The following is a 1,457-nucleotide window of genomic DNA, read 5'->3' on the forward strand; positions in this document are numbered from 1 at the left end:
TCTTTGGTTATTAATAAGACATCGGCACGGATTTCTGATTTTTTGCCAAGATTAACAGTACGGGCTGCTTCATTTACGCTAATTCCAATTCCATTTTTAACGTGAAGCTTTGCATTGGTTAAATTGATTTTAGTACTTTGATATTTTGATTCATCGAGTTCAGTCTCAGAGAGACCTAAGAACTGCAAGTCGCTGATTCCTGCTGTTACAGAAACATCTCTCAGATCAATATGTCCACCAGCTGTTACGAATAGTGCAATTTTTTTTTGCGTCTATTTTATTCTCTCTTGCACTCTGTTCTTCTTCAATATCACCATTAATCATCTTAATCGTGCTATTATTTCCTGCATAAAGACCTTCATCAACATTTTGAATAACTGTTGTGCCCGTTAAATTAATTCTGCTACCAGTACCGTCTGATATTACACCAGTATGACATTCTTCAGGAGCATCAGGAGGACATTTTGCAGAATTATCAGAGATTATTTTAAATCTTCGCTGTTGATTGTGCCACCGTCTACTGCTTTAATTCTATTATAGGTTTTTCCAGGTTCAGTTTTCTTTACTTCTCCTTTACCAGCATTAAGATCTTCGGCATATGTATTGAAATGAGTACTAAACAGCATGATGGCTATGGCAGCTGTGCAGGATAAAAGAGATTTTTTAGACATTGACATTTTCCTTACTTATAAGCCCATATATTCCCCCCCCCCCGCTTACAAGAAGGATTATCAATATGGATGAGAGTTGTGATAATGAGTGGGTTATTTTTATGTAAAGTATAATAATAAATTATATTTAAATGCCAAATGTTTTTATTTAACTTTATAATTTACTCTATTTGTGTTTAAGTGAAATTGATAATATATTTAAAATATAAAATTATATATTGCTGTTTTTTATGAATTGTAAGCATTATTTTATGCTAAGCTTTATCGATTTAGGCAAAAAGAGGAAAGAATAAATAAAGGTACCCTAAAACCCAAAAAGAAAAATGATGAAGGAAAATGATGGTGTCTGTGTAGCTGCAATCATGCAAAAGAAAGATTTTTGATGTTGCTATTTCAGAATCAGAATGAAAGAAATATTCAGGAGTGCTTATAAAAAGATCAGGTGGTTTAAAATATCCTTTGAAAGATCTTTAAAGAACCTTGAAGAACGGCTTGAAAAAACTCAGCTATAAATGGCGGTTGATATGAGTTTTTTACTGAGTGGGGAAAGCTGGAATGAGAGAAGAATACGCACAAATACATTGTTTCACTGTATATTTTTATCATTAAAGGCATTATTTCCAAATGAAAGTTTGATACAAAAAAATCAAAAATGAAACCAGCTTCAAAATCAGCCCAAAATGACCAAAAAAGCAAAAAAGATATGCGCCATATGGCGCGTTTCTATTTTTTGCAAATATAATTCTTTTAAAACAATTCTTTATTATAATTTCTTAATGTAAAGAG

General features: G+C 32.0%; 2 protein-coding genes. Both read right to left on the reverse strand.

Annotation, left to right across the window (positions count from 1 at the left end; translation table 11 throughout):
* The coding region (locus J7R10_RS08105; RefSeq protein ID WP_208436427.1) for a hypothetical protein at nucleotides 1-188 on the reverse strand (188 nt) is incomplete at its 3' end.
* Nucleotides 189-482: 294 nt separating this feature from the next.
* Nucleotides 483-671 (reverse strand): hypothetical protein, encoded by a 189-nt coding sequence (locus tag J7R10_RS08110; protein WP_035002917.1) that lies wholly within the window; start codon nucleotides 669-671, stop codon nucleotides 483-485.
* Nucleotides 672-1,457: the final 786 nt, after the last annotated feature.

The sequence above is a fragment of the Bartonella vinsonii subsp. berkhoffii ATCC 51672 genome, assembly GCF_902825225.1.
Classification (GTDB): Bacteria; Pseudomonadota; Alphaproteobacteria; order Rhizobiales; family Rhizobiaceae; genus Bartonella; species Bartonella berkhoffii.